The following is an 18506-nucleotide window of genomic DNA, read 5'->3' on the forward strand; positions in this document are numbered from 1 at the left end:
TATTTTTAGTTTGTTTTCTTCAAACTTTATAGTAATTGTTAAATAACATTACCTCGGATGTCTTGATTAGATATTTTATCTTATCATTGATTTTCTCTGTATGCAGTTTTCAAGGTACATAAAGATGCGAGCGTAACAAAAATCGGTATCGCGTGGAAAATTCATTTTCCTAAGCGATCTTGATTTTTGATGCATTGGCATGTAATGCCATGAGCGATAAAACCAAAGGTTTTTGAGCTTCGCATCCTGACTGACTGTTCATCAGTCATTAGAACTTAAAATCTCTTTTAAACTCTAATCACTGGTGAACCCAGTTATTCCAACAGCACTGCCCTGCTGATTGGGTTGGCTTTGATAAGTTGTTGCTCATCCCTGCCTGTATTTATTCTAAACTTCGACAGCGTTTCTGTCTTCGTTTTTTCTTTTTTTGATTTGGCGGCCACCTACTCTCCCACACCGTCTCCAGTGCAGTACCATCGGCCGTTCAGGTCTTAACCATCGTGTTCGGGATGGGAACGGGTGTTACCCCTGAACGCATCGCCACCAAAAAGTTTTGTCATCCTTGATGACTAAACAATAGACAACGACTCACTCTACTTCTTCTTCCGTTTTAGTTGGATTGTTCCAGACGAAAGAAGTTATTTCTTCCGTTTTAGTTGGATTGTTCCAGACGAAAGAAGTTATTTCTTCCGTTTTAGTTGGATTGTTCCAGACGAAAGAAGTTATTTCTTCCTTAGAAAGGAGGTGATCCAGCCGCACCTTCCGATACGGCTACCTTGTTACGACTTCACCCCAGTTATCGGTCCCGCCTTCGGCAGCTCCCTCCTTACGGTTGGGTCACTGACTTCGGGCGTTACTGACTCCCATGGTGTGACGGGCGGTGTGTACAAGACCCGGGAACGTATTCACCGCGACATTCTGATTCGCGATTACTAGCGATTCCAGCTTCATGTAGTCGAGTTGCAGACTACAATCCGAACTGAGACGTTATTTTTGGGATTTGCTCCACCTCGCGGTCTCGCTTCCCTTTGTTTACGCCATTGTAGCACGTGTGTAGCCCTGCTCATAAGGGGCATGATGATTTGACGTCATCCCCACCTTCCTCCGGGTTATCCCCGGCAGTCTCTCTAGAGTGCCCGGCCTGGCCGCTGGCTACTAAAGATAGGGGTTGCGCTCGTTGCGGGACTTAACCCAACATCTCACGACACGAGCTGACGACAACCATGCACCACCTGTCTCCGCTGCCCCGAAGGGAAGGACGCATTACCGTCCGGTCAGCGGGATGTCAAGAGCAGGTAAGGTTCTTCGCGTTGCTTCGAATTAAACCACATGCTCCACCGCTTGTGCGGGTCCCCGTCAATTCCTTTGAGTTTCATTCTTGCGAACGTACTCCCCAGGTGGACTACTTATTGCGTTTGCTGCGGCACCGAATGGCTTTGCCACCCGACACCTAGTAGTCATCGTTTACGGCGTGGACTACCAGGGTATCTAATCCTGTTTGCTCCCCACGCTTTCGAGCCTCAACGTCAGTTACTGTCCAGTAAGCCGCCTTCGCCACTGGTGTTCCTCCTAATATCTACGCATTTCACCGCTACACTAGGAATTCCACTTACCTCTCCAGCACTCTAGATGAACAGTTTCCAATGCAGTCCCGGGGTTGAGCCCCGGGTTTTCACATCAGACTTGCCCATCCGTCTACGCTCCCTTTACACCCAGTAAATCCGGATAACGCTTGCACCATACGTATTACCGCGGCTGCTGGCACGTATTTAGCCGGTGCTTCTTAGTCAGGTACCGTCATTTTCTTCCCTGCTGATAGAGCTTTACATACCGAAATACTTCTTCGCTCACGCGGCGTCGCTGCATCAGGGTTTCCCCCATTGTGCAATATTCCCCACTGCTGCCTCCCGTAGGAGTTGGGCCTGTGTCTCAGTCCCAATGTGGCCGGTCACCCTCTCAGGTCGGCTACTGATCGTCGCCTTGGTAAGCCGTTACCTTACCAACTAGCTAATCAGACGCGGGTCCATCTCATACCACCGGAGTTTTTACCCCCGCACCATGCGGTGCTGTGGTCTTATGCGGTATTAGCAGTCATTTCTAACTGTTATCCCCCTGTATGAGGCAGGTTACCCACGCGTTACTCACCCGTCCGCCGCTCAGTCACAATCCTCTTCATCCGAAGAATCTAAGCAAAGTGCTTCGCTCGACTTGCATGTGTTAGGCACGCCGCCAGCGTTCATCCTGAGCCAGGATCAAACTCTCGTTAAAAGTGTTTGTCTTGGTCAAGAATCACTACTAGCAATTCTTTCCCTCTTTACTGTTTTGGCATTGAACACTTAATGAGTCTCTCACGAATTTAGTGTGAAAGCCGAACCTCATCTTGTATCAATGTAGTTCTTAAAAATTTTTCTCTTTAAAGAAATTTTCAAGGGTTGTTGTCTATTGTTCAGTTATCAAGGTTCTTTCTCTGTTCTGTCTCAAGCGACAGTTTTTATATTCTATCAAAAGCTTTATCATTTGTCAAGAACTTTTTATTTTTTTGCTGACCGTTCAAGCGACAGCTTTAATAGATTACCACATCGCTGTGATATTGTCAACAACTTTTTTCACTTTCTGATCTTCCGCCTCCGCGTCTTCAGATAAGTTTTTCTGTTGTCTCCCGCTATCCGATCGTTTACAGTTCCCATTCTTTGGCTGTTCCGCCTCCGCGTCTCCAAAAGTCTGTTCCTGTATTTCGTATAGCCGTCATCAGCGACAAGTGATATCCTATCATGTATGGAAGTAATTGTCAATGTTTTTCTTGTTTTTTATTTATTTCAGATAATTCAAACAATTACCCTTTTTACCGCTTCTTTTCAGTCATAGCTGCTGCCCTAAAAACAAGCGAATCACCGGAAGTGCCAAAAGGCATCTTCTGGAATTATAAGCAGTTACCAAGTTCTCGGACGAGCCCGGAGGGTTTTGTTCTGTAGGAAATCGAAATTTCCTATAGCATAAAAACAGCCCGCTTCAGGGATTCCCGGTCGCGGAACTGTTTTTATATTTCAATCATTACTTATATTACTTTTCTTTATACTGTCTTCTATACTATTTTCAAATTGCTTTTTATACTGCACTTTCTGTCATTCGATTACTTTCAGCCATCCTTCCGGTGCCTCGATATGTCCCATCTGGATTCCTGTCAACGTCTCATACAATTTCTGTGTGATTGCTCCCATTTTCTCCATTCCGCTTGGGAAACAGATTTCGTTACCATGATCTACCACTTTTCCGACAGGCGAAATTACTGCTGCCGTTCCGCACAGACCACACTCTGCAAAATCTTTTACTTCATCAAAATAAACGTCTCTTTCTTCCACTTCAAGACCAAGATAATGTTCTGCTACATACATAATAGATCTTCTTGTAATAGACGGAAGAATCGTATCTGAATGAGGTGTTACAATTTTATTATCTTTTGTTACGAAAATAAAGTTTGCGCCTCCCGTTTCTTCCACTTTTGTTCTCGTTGCCGAATCAAGATACATGTTTTCATCAAATCCGTTTGCATGAGCCGTAACAATCGCATGAAGACTCATTGCATAATTAAGCCCCGCCTTAATATGCCCCGTTCCGTGAGGAGCTGCCCGGTCAAAATCAGATACACAGATCGTAATCGGTTTTGCACCACCTTTAAAATACGGACCTACAGGTGTTGTAAACACTCTGAACTGATATTCATCTGCAGGCTTTACTCCGATTACAGGATTAATCCCAAACATATATGGTCTGATATATAATGAAGCGCCTGAACCATAAGGCGGAACATAAGCGGCATTTGCCTGAACCGTCTGCACGATTGCATCAACAAATCGGTCTTCCGGAAAGACCGGCATTTCCAAACGTTTTGCCGAATCCACCATGCGCGCCGCATTCAGATCCGGGCGAAAGGTAACGATACGTCCATCTTCTGTCGTATACGCTTTCATTCCCTCAAATACAGTCTGTGCATATTGAAGCACTCCGGCACATTCATTCATTACAATGTTAGCATCCTCTGTAAGCGTTCCCTCATCCCATTTTCCGTCTTTATAATTTGCAACATATCTCTTATCTGTCTGTACATATTCAAATCCTATATTTGCCCAGTCAAGATTTTTCTTTTCCATAATAAAGCGCCTCCATTCCTCCATTTTAGAAAACAATCACTTCTTTCTTTAAGACATTATAATACCGCCGTTTTTAAAAATCAAGAGTGCACTCTGTTTTTTTCTTGTACAATCTTCTCATACCATTTCTCTGCCGCGCCCTTTTCTTTACTATTAATAAATATGATTTCATCTGAAGTATTTATCTGCAAAATCGGTGTACACTCTACATAAATATACATTCTGCATTTTCCAGTCTTCTTTCCTCTGAATTTCCCGATTTTCTTTTGACCATCATCAGATCCATTTACTCGTTTGTATTCATCATTCGGAAGCTTTGGTAAAAGTTCTGCGCTTTGCACTTCATCAATATCAATTTCCATATCGGAATAGCCGGATGTAATCTCGATTTTATCAGATCCGACAGAAACTTTTATCGGAGTAAAATCAATCCGAAACATCAGCACACACACCCACAGAAGACATACTATCGTAATGACTATCCCTGCCGCAAACGAAATTTTCCCTGCCGGACGCGCCATATTCGTCGTATAGTTAAAAGAACACGCCCAATCCTGCACGATCAGCCGTTTATCATTCGGATTACTGTACCATCCGTTTTTCCAATAAATATCATCATCAACATAATGCAAAGTTTCATTATTCTGCAGAATCCGGTTTCTTTTTTTCTTTATATAAAATACTCCGCTCATAAAAATGAAAATCGGAACACTTTCAAGTATAATGTATACAATATATACTTCTGATCCGATCCACATCTTCTCATCCATAAAATATGTTACCCAAAGATACGCTCCGGTATTAAAAAGACTTCCGGCTATCAGTGACCATGACCAAACATTTTTCTGCAACCGGTTCACCGCCAGATTCATCTTAACATCTTCACTGTACACCGTATTGCGCGTTCGCAATATAACCGCATGTACAGCAGCAAACACAAGATTAACTGCAAATCCGCACAAAAATAAGATCCATCCATCTTCCGACTCTTTTAAATATAGTCTCACTTGCGGTAATAAACATGGCAGGACGATCAATCCGCAAAACAAAATATGCCACAACGGAGACATTCCCATTTTCTCCGATTGTGCAGACACTGTTGCATCAACTGCCGAATCCGCAGTCATAATCTTGCTTCCATTACTCCCGATCCAACCGTTTTTCATCTTCAGATCATACAGTTTTCTGTGCGTTCTATATAATAGAAGAATCGCTCCGATGCACACCTCCACAAGCCATATACTCCACACGATCATAAAGACCGAAATATACCAGAAGCAAAATCCGCATACCGCAATTCCTGCCAGCAAGTTCAAAGTATAAAACCATTTTGTCCATGTACGGTATTTTTTCATAAGCATTTTTACTTCTTCGCTTTCAGCCGCCGAACCCGGCAAATGCACTCCCATAAGCATCCCTTCCTCATACTTACGTTTCGTTCCGTAAACACCGTAAAAAATACCGATTGTACCTACATTCACGATCAAAAAAATAACAAACATCATCATCTGTCATCCCTCCGTTCCTGCAAAGTTCCGATCATACAAACCGGCAAGATCTTCCCTTTTTTTGATACGATCTCATACTTTATTTTGTATTATCTACAATAATACAAAATATGAGGAAAATCAACTTCTTCCAAAGCCATATCCTGATTGTGCGTCCACAATTATGTACACAGATTGACAATATTTTTCACCTATTGTAAACTAGAAAAATAAGGGAGAAACCAATATGAAAAAACGGCAGAATATAAGCGCACTTTTTACAATCGCAGTGTTTTATCTTATTTTAGAATCGGTATTTGGAATTACCTGTCCGATTCTTTTCCTGACCGGAATTTCCTGTGCCGGCTGCGGAATGTCGAGAGCATGGTTTTGTGTACTCCGTATGGACTTCACCGGAGCTTTCCGATACCATCCGCTTTTTTGGATATTACCGATAGGAATTATGCTGTTTCTCTTTTGGGATAAGATACCAAAAAAGATACAGAAGATCTTACTTATAACTGCCTGTGTACTATTTGGGGCAGTATACATCTTACGAATGTTGGATACGGCCGATTCCATCGTTGTCTTTCAGCCGGAAAAGGGAGCGATTTTTTCATTGATTTCTCAACTCTTTACAAAAAAATAAAGGAAACGAGGAGGGCTTTTATATGCAATGCAAGACATGCGGAAGAGAAATCTCAGACACCGCAAAGTTTTGTCCGTATTGCGGCAGCAAAACTGAGCCGCCGCATAATTCTGCTGAAAACAAAACAGCAGAAACAGCTTATGAAACCACTGCGAACACAAACGCCGAAACAGCTTACGGTACAGAAACAAACAAAAATGCGGAAACAGCTTACGGTACAGAAGCAAACAAAAACTCAGAAACAGCTTACGGTACAGAAGCAAACAAAAACTCAGAAACAGCTTACGGTACAAAAACAAGCAAAACACCAGAAACAGACAGAGAAACTTTTAAAAACAATACAGAAGACCGCTTTCAAACAGCATCAGCAGGCGACTTAGATGAGACGAAGAAATTTTTACAGATCGGCTTTTTCATTTTAGCAGCACTCTGCTTCGTTATGGCTTTCCGCAATCTACTCTCAGGCATTCAGAATTTTTCTTACAGCCTCATCATGCAAGGTCTGGGAAATCTTCTTAACATGGTATGTTATGCAGGAATAGCGGCAGTATTGGTAATGATCGCACTTTCAAAAGAAAAACAGAGGATCAAAACATTTTTCGTAATCTTAAGCGGATTAGCGGCAATCATAGCGCTGTGCGGAATCATTGAATTTATTACATCTATGTTCCGAAGCTTCAGATATTATTTTTCTTTTGATACATTTTTCTGGATCTTATCTTCTTTATTATTAACGTTAACCATTATGGCGGCGGTTGTCGGCATCACTTATACGCTCCTGCATCTCTCAGGATCGACACCGGATTTATCAAATATCACAGGAGTCATCGGCGGATCTGCCCGCAGCAGTCAGACATCCGAAACAGCACAGGGCAATACAAATAAAGAAACCAACTATCAAAACGCCGGAACAGATCATATGAATCAAAACAGCAAGACAAACTGCGAATCACAAGCCGGCAGTACAAACTATGAGGGGCAGAACATGGGTACAAACTACAACAATCAAGGTACAAACTATAATAACCAGGGTACAAACTACAACAACCAAGGTACAAACTATAATAACCAGGGACCAAATTACAACTATCAAAGTTCCGGTCCGAACTATTCAGGACCGGGTGTTACGCCACTGAAAACCGACCGCGGACTGCTCGGTTATATCGTTCTTTCGATTCTTACATGCGGAATTTACAGTTATTACTTTATATACACAGTTGCCCGCGATGTTAATACTGCTTGTGCCGGAGACGGAAAATCAACAGGCGGATTAGTACAGTTCATCCTGCTTTCCATCCTCACTTGCGGAATTTACAGTTGGTGGTGGCAGTATTCTCTCGGAAACCGCCTTGCAGCAAACGCACCTCGTTACGGTCTGTCATTTACAGAAAACGGTACTACTATTTTATTATGGCTTCTCTTTGGCTCTTTCCTCTGTTTCATCGGACCGTTTATTGCAATGAATATCATTATTAAAAATACAAACAGCATCTGTATGGCATACAATCGTTACAACGGATTAATTTAATCATTTAACATTATAATAAAAGGTTCTGCCCGAACGATCTGCATCCTGAAACTTCAGATACAAGTCAAACATAAAATTCGGTCAGAACCTTTTTTTATTTCTCCTATGATCTTTTCACAATCTCTTTACAATCTCTTTTTACCATTTCCTAATATATATCCGAAAATAATATCCCGCAGTCAAAATCAAAATATTCCTGTCACGGACACATATACTCATAAATCTGCGCCGAAATCTCTCGGATAACAGATCTTGCGGCAGAAGTATCAGATAAACCGCTCATCATCACACAAACTGTATATGCTCCGTTTTCCCCAAATATAATTGCCGCGTCATTTTCCACATCGGAAAGTTCCCCCGTCTTATTTGCAGTCTCAATATTTTCCGGCACTCCTGCCGGGATCTTCCCCGTACGTTCCTGCTGCCGCATCAGATCAAGAAGTTTTTCTGATCCAACCAGCACATTTCCGTTCATTTCCCGCAGAAACTTTCCGCAGTCGTTGACAGAAGTATAATTATCATCCATATCATTCGGTGCAAGAAGCAGCCTTCCCATATGAGTATCTGCAAAACCGTGCAACCGACAAAACTCATTCACAACTTCCATTCCCGCCGAAGCATCCCCAAAACCAAGCTTACGAACAAGCTCATTTGCCGCGTCATTGTCGCTTACCGTAATCATCAAACGCAAAAGTTCTTCTGTTTCTCCTGCGTAAACCTCCTGTTCTTTCACAAAATCCATCTGTTCGTATACACATCCCGCAATATAAAGCTTGATCAAACTTGCCGCTGGCATCTGACTGCTGTTGATCGATGCCCTCGCTCCGTCAGAAAGATTTTCTGCATATACAGAAACCGAAGCTCCTGTACTTTCAAGCGGCGCCGCCGTCAACTGTATCCGATCAATTAAGTCATTTAAAATAGGAAACGCGGCTTCCTCTTCTAGTTCCGGATCGGATGATCCGACTTCTTCTGTATCTTCAATATCATCTTTTTTAATCACAATCTCTTCCTTGTTTTCTTTTTTGTTTTCTTTTTTGTTCTCTTCCTTTTCTTTTACAGTTTCTTCCTTGCCGCAGGCAGTGAACATAAAAACCGCCGTCACAAAAACAAACAAGAGCGCGCATAAGAAACTGTATCTGAAAACTTTTCGCCTCATACTTATTTTTACTCCGTCACATAAAAATATCTAAAGAACTCAAAACCCGTAATATGCATTGATCCCATCTACAATCCCATCGACCATCAACTCCCGATAGGTGGCATCCGACATGTTTGTATCATCTTGTTGATTCGTCATAAATCCCATTTCTAATATCACAACCGGTATCTGACTCCAGTTGATCCCTGTCATCGTATCATTACACCGAATCCCGAGATTCTGCATTCCACTCGCACTGCAATAACAATTTAAAATCGTTTCCGCCAAACGATAACTCTCTTCGTAAACTCCGCCTACATAAGGATTTTCAGCAGAACCGATCAGAGCCATCGCACCGTTTACCGATGGATCTTCACTTCCATTTGCATGAATTCTCAAAGAAAACTCCGCCCCTGCATCATTTGCAAGACAGGCTCGTTCCGCATTGCTTATAGCTGTTTCGTTATTTTCCCGCGTCAGGATTACATCATACCCTTGTTCCGTCAGACGATCTCGAAGCATCAATGCGATTTCAAGATTAAGTTCATATTCCGGTATCCCGGTGAATCTGCCGACAGTACCGCCGGCAGATTTTTGTTTAAAATCACCTGACCCAGGAGCATTTGGCTCTTGCCCGCTCATATCTATATCCGGGCTTTGATGCCCGGGATCTATCGCGATCAAAATATCTTTTTTTACCGGTTTTTGTATGTCAGTTTGTCCTGAATGTTCCTCTGCGCTCACAGACGCCTCCGTTTGTTCCGATGTTTGTTCTGATTCTTCTGATGACCGATCAGTAGTTTTGGGATTCTCAGCCGAAGCTTTCTTTCCTTCTGAAGGATCGGAAACATTTTCCCTGCCGCACGCCGAAACACCGAAAACAAGAAGACAGATAAATACAAAAAATGTAACCCCTTTTTTCATAATTATGATCCTTTAACAATTACTCTGCATCCAACTGATATCCTTTCGGATCCATACCAAACTCGACCTGAGCCAGAAAATCTGCATTTTTCCGTTCAATTTCAGAAAGCATCGAATTGTTAAATTCTTCCGGACTGACCGTACCGTGATACCATTTCTTACTATTAAAATAATTCTGCAGTTCAGCCGATTGGAAAAGCCGGCCATGCCTCGCATAGATTTCATTTTTGGCATAATTAATCTCGCGGATATCCAAGCCTTCAATATCGCTTTCAGTTAAAAGATAAGAAGCGCTCTGTGGAAGAATATAATCTTTATTTAAAACTTCATCCTCCTCTTTTGATTTTTCAAAATCTTCTATCAGGTTTTCCCCATATTCATCCCAAATTACAAACGGTGTTATATAAAGCTTATCGTTGTCAAAATAAAATTGTCCTTCTATCTCTATCGTCTGATTAGATTTAATGCTGTCGAGCATTCCTTCCGGAAGAACAGATTGATCGATATATACGTTTCTCGCATCTTCCAGCAAAACTTTTTCACCGTAAAAATCTTCTCCGTAAAAAGTATATTCTTCTTCCAAGCGCAGAACATAATCGCCATTTTCTGTCTTTTTAATAAAGCCTTCAAAGAATAACTCATCTTCATCAAGCAGGTTATAATCTACATCATTCAAAATCTCATTTTCCGACGGTTCTGTAATATCCGTGTTGACGGAATCAGAAGACGGTTTCGGATCTTCTTTTTTCAAAACGAAAAACAACACAGCAATCACTATAGCAACTAAAACAATTCCTCCGATGACCACACCGATTATAATCGGCGCTTTGCTCTTTTTCTTCCCATAAGACTCATCCAAAGACTGCCGCATATCCGGCACATTTCCTTGATTGCCCATGTCACCCCGACCGTCTCTTTGTGATCCGAACTCTTCAAACTCTTCTTCATCCCGCACCTTTAACAACTCTTCAGAGTCTTCCGGAGACGATATATACGGCATTTCCTCAGTATCCTCAAACCGCGTACCACTCTGCTGCTCTGACCGTGCATAAGGCGTACCACATTCAGGGCAAAACAAAGTTCCCTCTTCCATCACAGTGCCGCATACCGGGCAAACTTCCGGCTTTGATTCCTGTGTTGAATCAAAACTTGACTCTGCATGAAACGATAGCTCTTCCTGACGCTGTCCACATTCCGGACAAAATGCAGAATCATCAGGAATTTTTCTTCCGCAATATTGACATCTCATAATCGTGTCCCTCCTTATAAATAACTGCTGCTATATTTATAGTATATTTTTCCATCCTTCCGGTCAAACAAAATTTACGAATGGCGGGGACTGAACTATTGCTTTTGTTCGATATTCTATATTTATTTCTTCGTGCATTTTTATCCGTATTATGATATCATTGTAATATTACTTACAAAGGAGTCTGTTGATTTATGAAAATGAACGAATTAAAACTTATTTATTTCAGCCCTACAGGAACGACCCATAAAGTCGTTATGGAAACGGCAAGAAGTATCGATTTAAAATCAGTCTCTTTTGACCTTACGATCAAAAAAGATCTGAAACCTGTCGCAAAATTTGCGCCAAACGATTTTGCCCTGTTTGCGATCCCCGTATACTACGGTCGTGTTCCGGCGCTCTTTCTCAAATATCTTGATCTCTTTTCCGGAAACGGAACACCTGCCGCTCTTGTCGCTACATACGGATGCCGCGAATACGAGGATGCACTTTTAGAATTAAAGACCGAAGTAGAAAAAAGAGGATTCAAAGTAATCGGAGCTGCCGCATTTCCGGCAGAACACTCTATCGTGAACTCTATCGGCGCAAGACGTCCGAACAAGGCGGATTTAAAAGAAGCTTCCGAATACGGAATTTCACTGAATCGGATCATTAAAAAAGAAGATTCTTTCGCTTCTTTCGATCTGAAAGTACCGGGAAATACTCCTTACAGAAAATACGGAAAAAACGTACTTTTTCCGAAAGCCGACGTTTCGCTTTGTACAGAATGCAGCGCCTGCGCAAAGATCTGTCCGGCAGGAGCAATCTCTCTTGATAATCCGAAAAAGACAGATCACGATAAATGTATCGGATGTATGAAATGTGTCCGCTTCTGCAAACAGAAAGCCAGATATGTCAGCGCTTTTAAGTTGAATATGGCAGCAAAGAAATTAACAAAGGTCTGTCAGAGCGATAAAAAGGCCGAGATATTTCTTTAAGCTACACCGTCATCTGTTATTCAAAACAGCGGTTCAAAAATATATAAACAGATATCGATCGGTCGTCAAGTTTCCGGGCTTTCCCGCCCTTTGGCTTACCGCCTTCGCAAAAGAATCGCCGAATCCGGCTTTACTGCCGGATCCGGCGATTCTTAACTCCAGGTCATCTTATATCTTTTAATATTATCATGTGAACCTGTTTTAAATCTTATTCATCTTTTTCAAAAAATCCCAGAAAAGTTTTACGTTTCATAAACGCCGCTATCATCAAGAGTGACAGGAATAATCCGGCTAATGCTGAAACATTCACTGTATCTCCGGTTGCAACTGCTCCGTTTGAAACAGTTCCGTTTGAAGAACTTCCTGTTCCGTTGCTTCCCGGTTTCTGTACAAGACCTGCCTGTGCAGCTTCAAATGCAGACTTCGCATTTGCAAACATTTCTGCCGTTGTCTCCTTTGAATCCAGAGCCATCAGCGCATCATATGCATTTTTATATGCCGCATAGCTTTCTTCTGTATAACCTTCCGGTTTCTTCAATACGATAGAGTCTCTGTACTCATCCAAACCAACTGCACGTTTGTCCAGACCCTTGATCGCCGCACGGATTGCAGCCGCCGCATTGGCAACCTCTTCTTTTGTACCGTTTACTTTCAACGGCTCTGCATTTGTCACAGCATCTTTCAAAAGCTTATAAGAACTTACCGTATAAGTACCTGCTTTATGCTGAGCAGCTTCATTAAGAGCAGCCTTCAAATCTACGATACTTACAAGCGCCGCTTTCGCTTCTTTCATTGCAGTGATATTCGCCTGATCTAATGCCGGATCGTTCTGATCTTTATCTGCTTTTGCTTTGCTGATCGCATCCTGAAGTGCGCCGAAACTTACTTCAGTGTAATCTTTGCCGTTTATTTTTTCCATTTCTGCAATGACATCATCTACAGTTACTTCTGTTTTTTCTACCAGACCATTCACTGCATTTTCCAGATCGGAAACCGCTTTATCTACCTGATCTTTTGTTCCGTTTTCCAGATAAGCCTCTGCATTCTTCACTGCATCTTGAAGCTCTTTCCAACTGTCTTTCGTATAAAGATTCTCATCCAGTTTTCCAACTTCTGCAAGTTTTGCTTTCAATGCGGCTACATTGACAAGACCTTCTTCTGTCTGCGCAAAAGTATTTCGTGCAGTATAGACTTCTTTCGGGTTCTTCCGCTCTGTCTTATCTGCTTTCACAATCGCATCTAATGCTGATTTCGCGTCTGTATATGCTTTGTAAGAAACAGTTGTATAGTCGTCTTTATTATATTTTACTGCGTTTTCTAACTCTGTTTCTGCCAGCTCTCTCTGGATCGATGAATATACTAGTGCTTTTTCGGCTTTTTCAAGTTTTGCCGTCAGATCTTGCGCTTCTTTCTCCGAAACATTTTCTTTATCCTTTAACGCCTCTCTGATCTCATTCATCACCGACTCATATGCCGCATAAGTTCTCGCCGAATAGATCTCTACATAAACAGGAGCTTCCTCTGCTCCGACGTTTTCTTTGCCTGCTTTCATGTTGTTCAAAGCGTTTTCCAATGCAGTAACATCGCCTTTGACAACCGCGTTTTTGTGTGCGGCAAGAAGCGCTTTTTCTGCCAGATCTACAACTTCCTGAGTCACGTACTCATTTGCCGCGATCTCTTCTGCCGCTGCTTTTGCTTCTTCTGCCGCCCGTTTGCTGTCTGCAGTCCACTTATCGTCGATCGGCTTTTTGATTGCCTCATTCAGCGCATCTTTATTGACCGCTGCTTTTTCCTTTTCACTTGTCTTTATAATAGAAATCTCCGGAATGTCTTCTGCCCATGTCACGATAACTTCCAGAATCTGACTGTCTTTTCCAACCGCAAATTCATTGATCGTCTGATTCAGCTTTCCGATCGCAGCTGCTTCTTGTTTTGCTCCGTCTTTATAGAGAACTGCCTGTACATCTGCATTCGACGCCTTTCCGTTCTGTATGATACGGATCGTTCTCTGATCCGGCTCACTGATGCGATATGTAAACGAACCGTTTGCCGCAGATGGTTTGTATGTTGTCGCAAAGTTTCCGTCAAATACATTAGACGGGATCTTGCCCGCTTCTTCCGCTGTTTCTGATATGATGTCGCGGTTTGACTCTGTCGTCATATAAGCTCCGCCGTTGATCTGAAGCTCGTACAGCTCAACCCATCTCTCTGTATATGTTGTAAGCGGTACGATTCTTAAGTAACGTCCCGACACATTCAATCCGGTTGCCTCTGCATACATATTTCCCGGATTTGTAGTATCATGAAGCAGATAGTCTGCATCTTTCGCTGTCGCATTAGCCGACATCTGCACAGCCTCTGCGTTTCCGACTTCAAGGATCTTTGTCCACTGATCGTCTGTGGCATCTTTCCTGTCAGCTACTTCAAATTTTGCATGTCTTAAGAAGTCAAGACATGTCTCTTTTACATAGTATCTGAACGATTCAAAATTCACAGTCTGTCCGAGATCGAATACGATCTTTTTCCCTGCATCCTGTGTTCCTGTGATCTTGCCAAGCGTATTAAGCTTTCCGTCGAATACATTTCCGACTTGTCCGTTGCTTCGCATATCGTTTGCCGAATCTTTCTGAGCAAAATCACTTTCTACCGTTTTCTCTCCGATAAACGCATACGTCACTTTGAATTCTTGAACCGAAACATTTTGTGTCTCATTTCCCGCATTGTAAAGTCTTACATATCTTGCATCTTCCAATGCTCCTGCATTAACATCAGTCCAGATCACTCCGTTCATAGAGCTTTGCAGTTTCACATTCGCATTTTCTCCTGCGTTCACTGCAATGTTTTCGATCGCTTTGATGTTCTTTAAGTCAACACCGATATACTGATCTTTTTTCAGACTGATCGTTCCCGGCTGCAAAGAAGACATACCTGCTTCTGTCGTTCCGAGCATTCCGTGATCCTTTACATTTGTATAAATATTCTCTGTTGTTCCTGTCTGATCAACTTTCTGTTTTACAGTAAACTCAGAGAATTTTGCCCACGTAGGTTTCTTCTCCAGATTGCGGATACGGATGTAACGCGCCGTCACACCTTTCAGATCAATGTTCAGTACGTCTTTTCCTTCTGCCGCTCCAGTATACTCTGCATATCCTTCTGCCGGAGTCCATGTGCTGTTATCTACAGACGTCTCAACCGCATATTTTACAAGCTTGTCTCCGCCTGTATGTCCGACTACGATATGAGCGCTTTCCAATACAGCTTCTGTTCCGAGGTCATATCCTAAGAAATCATCTTTCAGAACAGAGTCACTTGTTGAATTTCCGTCTCCATCAGGATCGTACCATACGAATGTATTGTCATCTCCGTCATAAAGACTCGTTTCTTTCCCTTGCGCTACTTTCCAACGCTCCGTCTTGATCACTTTGTATGTGATCGGAGTCGTCATATTCTTCGGCGCGCGGATATCTAATTCACCGATGCGTACCCAGCCTGCCGTCTGCTCTTTATTCACAAGACGGATTCCTTTGATCTTGTCAGTTACGTTAATGTTTACTGTCTGATCTTTCGCGTTCGTAAACTCTCCTGCCTTTTTCCAACCGCTCTGTCCGTCTGTGCTATACTGTATTTCTACTTTTTTAAACACATCCGCAGAAGAAGTTTTGCCCTGTGTCATTCTTATGCTTCCGATCTGCTTCGCTTCCGGGAAGGTAATCTGGATATAAGCGTCTGCCGCGATCGTATCTTTTCCTTCGCCGCTGTACGGTCCTTTAGCGATCCACATTTCTGTAGACAGATCTCCGTCAAACATTTTTGCCGCCGTATGATCATTTCCCTGTGTGGAAATACCGCTGAACGTCACATCTCCTGTGTAACGCTCTGTATCTTCGGAAACTTCTTCTTTTTTGTTGATCTGGATTTCGCGTACCTCAAGCCAGCAGTCATTTACATTTGCCGCTGTCGCAATGAGGCGGATTCCTTTTGCTTTCAGATCACTCGGAAGATTTGCTTCTTTTACATTGATGTCCTGAACTTTACCGAATTCTCCGGCAAAATTGTTTTCCATGCCTGTCAACGTCAGATCTTCCCATGTTCCTTCTTCTGTCATATACTGCAGTTTTGCATGTTCAAAATGATCTTTTCCGCCTCCGAGAAGGAAACGAATGCTGTCAATATCGATTACTTTGTTGTATTCTACACCGATATAATCATCTTTCGACAATGAATTCGGCGTTTTGTAAACTGCACTTGTAGACTCGTCGCCGTCAAAAATATTTTCTTTAGAACCTGTCGGCGCGTCTTTTCTGCTTGTAATGAATTTTGGGATCACTTTGTCGGGATTGACCGCTGTTTCCGCTTTTGCAGATACATACTCTGCCAATGTATTGATAAACGGAACAATGTGCTGTACGCCGACCTCGGCATATTCCTGATGATCCACATATAAAAAGTCATATGTTTTTGAACGGTCGAACGCCGTCTTTCCTGCTGTATTATAGCTGATCACAGAAGATACGTCTCCTGCCAGAGCGCTCTTTACGCCGTTTAAGTATGCGATCGCCGCTTCTGTCGTGTCATCCCAGCAGTTCAGCCAATATACGATCTGACCTTTGATCGCCTCGTTTCCGCCTGCACGATATGTCTTTGAAGCTTTTTGAAGCACTTCAAACTCTGCGATTACCGCATCTACTTCTTCCGCCGTGAGAGTCTCTGCTTCCAGTTTTTCTTTAAATGCATTTAACTTCTCTTTCAGTACAACAGATTCCTGCAAAGGTGTTACACGCGTATCCATCGCCTGATTGATCATATGCTTTGATAATTCACGCAGGGCGTCGCTCGCATCATTCATAATTGCCGAATTATGATCTACAAAGGAAAATGCATCATTCCATGACTTGTCTGCCTCTTCCTTTGTCTCCCAAATATTCCATGCATAATCTGCATTACCGAAAATAGCAACCTTGCTCGGTTCCGACTGCTGCATCGGGTTAAGCATGATTCCCTGGATTTTAGACGGCTCTACTCCCGGATGAAGGAACGTATCATAACCGCCCATGATCAAATGTTTCTTAGAGTTATCCGTACACGGCCAGTTGATCCACATAAACGGTCCGCGTCCAACGTTATTTGTAAACGTAGAAGTAAAGTTATTTGTTACTTCTCCCCATACTCTTCCGCCGGTCATAACGATCTGAACATTAGCCGGAGCCTTTTTCAACTCCTGAAGTTCTGCGCTGCTTCCGTTGCCCATATAGTCATACGGAACATAAGGGATCGTCATCTTCATATCAGGATACTGCTTTTTCACCTCTTCAAGCCATGCAGTCATATCGTTTAACAGACGTACTCCATTCGGTCCGCCCGGATTCCAAAAGTCGTCTGCAAGGATTGCGATCTGACGTACGCCCTGATCGATCACCTGTTTGAATTTTGCCTGAAGTTTCGCCAAATCAGCTTCATAATTATCATCAAAACGAAGATGATTGCCCTGCGGGAACGGATGAAGGGCATAAACAAATCGGCATTTTGATTCATTTCCCGCCTCTGCAAGCGGTCTGATCTTATTTGCCAGCTCTTCTTCCGTATAAAGCTGATCCCACTGTGTACGATGTTTCGGGTCGTCTTTCGGCGCATAGAAATACGCGTTTAATTTGTAATATCCACCCCATTTCATCAAGTTTACACGATCTTCTGTAGACCACGGATTTCCATAATAGCCTTCAATAAAACCACGGCTTACTACGTCCGCATAGTCCTCGATCTCAAAGTTTCTGATTGTCAGGCTGTCCATCTGTGCAAAAACATGATACAGCGTAGTCAATCCATAAAATGCAGAATCTGCATCTTTTCCAAGTACGGATATTACATTCTCATCACTTGCCAGAAAGTAAGAATCCGTCTTTCCAAACAAAGAGTCTTCCGGCTGATATTCTTCTGTAATATAATCTTCTGCCGTTCCGTCCTGTCCATGTACACCGACATATACATTGGTTGCGCCTTCTTTTGGCTGCTCTGCTTCGTTTACCTCGATTCCTTTGAGGTCTGCCGCCTCTTGCAGACGGTTCTTTGTCGCCTCATCGATTCCTTTGTCATAGATTACATTCAATTCTTTTCCGAGAATGTAATCTCCTTCCTGATACTCCACCTTATGTGGATTCGGATAAATGAGGTAGTCTTCTTGCGGTTCTTCCGCTGCCTGCGCCGGAACAAAATTGCCCGGTATCACAACGGCGACTGTAAGAACCCCTGCGAGCAGTCTTTTGATCACTCTTCCTGCCATAAACCTTTTCCTTCCTTTTCTCATAATATTATCAGGATACTACCATCTATCATTATATCATTTTTTACTCATTTACGATGTACTTTTTTTGTTTTTTTCATCTATTTTCATCATATTTACTTCCTT

At 42.5% G+C, this 18506-nt stretch carries 9 protein-coding genes and 2 rRNA genes; 3 read left to right on the forward strand and 8 right to left on the reverse strand.

The features are described 5' to 3' along the window. Nucleotides 1-430 precede the first annotated feature (430 nt). The 4 genes from rrf to ACH9UM_RS10460 form a co-directional block, all read right to left on the reverse strand. A 5S ribosomal RNA gene (gene rrf, locus ACH9UM_RS10445) occupies nt 431-548 on the reverse strand. 189 nt (nt 549-737) lie between these two features. Then, nucleotides 738-2268 (reverse strand): 16S ribosomal RNA (locus ACH9UM_RS10450). An 854-nt stretch (nt 2269-3122) separates the two neighbouring features. Continuing rightward, nucleotides 3123-4148 carry a branched-chain amino acid aminotransferase gene (locus ACH9UM_RS10455; RefSeq protein ID WP_270188322.1) on the reverse strand — a complete coding sequence of 342 codons (1026 nt, stop codon included), beginning with the start codon at nt 4146-4148 and terminating at the stop codon, nt 3123-3125. Nucleotides 4149-4228: 80 nt separating this feature from the next. Beyond that, nucleotides 4229-5656, reverse strand: a complete 1428-nt coding sequence (locus ACH9UM_RS10460) for a hypothetical protein (protein WP_004848111.1) — start codon at nt 5654-5656, stop codon at nt 4229-4231. A 226-nt stretch (nt 5657-5882) separates the two neighbouring features. Here ACH9UM_RS10460 and ACH9UM_RS10465 point away from each other — a divergent pair, with 226 nt between their 5' ends. After that, on the forward strand, nt 5883-6284 hold the full coding sequence (locus ACH9UM_RS10465) for a DUF2752 domain-containing protein (protein WP_004848110.1): 402 nt from the start codon (nt 5883-5885) through the stop codon (nt 6282-6284). 22 nt (nt 6285-6306) lie between these two features. After that, entirely contained in the window at nt 6307-7812 is a 1506-nt protein-coding gene (locus ACH9UM_RS10470) for a DUF4234 domain-containing protein (RefSeq protein ID WP_270188321.1), read from the forward strand. A 199-nt stretch (nt 7813-8011) separates the two neighbouring features. On the opposite strand, the gene ACH9UM_RS10475 is transcribed toward ACH9UM_RS10470, so the two are convergent. Genes ACH9UM_RS10475 through ACH9UM_RS10485 form a run of 3 tightly spaced genes read right to left on the reverse strand, consistent with a single transcriptional unit; the run spans nt 8012 to nt 11126 of the window. Beyond that, nucleotides 8012-8971, reverse strand: coding sequence for a serine hydrolase (locus tag ACH9UM_RS10475; protein ID WP_004848108.1), 960 nt, complete (start codon nt 8969-8971; stop codon nt 8012-8014). Between the two features lie 39 nt (nt 8972-9010). Further along, on the reverse strand, nt 9011-9877 hold the full coding sequence (locus ACH9UM_RS10480; protein WP_022003010.1) for an N-acetylmuramoyl-L-alanine amidase: 867 nt from the start codon (nt 9875-9877) through the stop codon (nt 9011-9013). A 19-nt stretch (nt 9878-9896) separates the two neighbouring features. Beyond that, nucleotides 9897-11126, reverse strand: a complete 1230-nt coding sequence (locus ACH9UM_RS10485; RefSeq protein ID WP_270188320.1) for a YARHG domain-containing protein — start codon at nt 11124-11126, stop codon at nt 9897-9899. Between the two features lie 194 nt (nt 11127-11320). On the opposite strand from ACH9UM_RS10485, the gene ACH9UM_RS10490 reads away from it, so the two are divergent. Continuing rightward, nucleotides 11321-12103, forward strand: a complete 783-nt coding sequence (locus ACH9UM_RS10490) for an EFR1 family ferrodoxin (protein ID WP_004848102.1) — start codon at nt 11321-11323, stop codon at nt 12101-12103. A 208-nt stretch (nt 12104-12311) separates the two neighbouring features. Here ACH9UM_RS10490 and ACH9UM_RS10495 read toward each other — a convergent pair whose 3' ends face one another. Then, entirely contained in the window at nt 12312-18380 is a 6069-nt protein-coding gene (locus ACH9UM_RS10495; RefSeq protein WP_009243252.1) for a beta-N-acetylglucosaminidase domain-containing protein, read from the reverse strand. Between the last annotated feature and the right edge of the window lie 126 nt (nt 18381-18506).

This window comes from Mediterraneibacter torques, assembly GCF_044591705.1.
Taxonomy (GTDB): domain Bacteria; phylum Bacillota; class Clostridia; order Lachnospirales; family Lachnospiraceae; genus Mediterraneibacter; species Mediterraneibacter torques.